1 protein-coding gene is annotated in these 269 nt (G+C 59.5%); it reads left to right on the forward strand.

Annotated elements, in window-relative coordinates:
* A partial coding sequence (locus AC0L2O_RS36865) for a DUF4336 domain-containing protein (protein ID WP_473373216.1) occupies positions 1-269 on the forward strand: 269 nt, incomplete at both ends.

Below are 269 nucleotides of genomic sequence, written 5' to 3' on the forward strand. Positions count from 1 at the left end.
TGATGTCGCCAAGCCTGTCGCCCCTGGGATCTGGATCGTCGACAGCGGACCGCTGAGCGTGATGGGCATTCCAGTCCCGGTGCGCATGACGGTTATCCAGCTCGGGAATGGCGGTCTCCTGCTGCATTCACCAACACGGTTCGCTTTTGAGCTGAGAAAGCAGCTCGAGCAGATTGGTCCGATAGTGCATCTGGTTGCGCCAAACAGTGCACACTGGACCTTCCTCAAGGAGTGGCAGAACCATGTGCAGGGAGCGTCGACTTGGGCCG

This window comes from Bradyrhizobium sp. Kon10 (assembly GCF_055807395.1).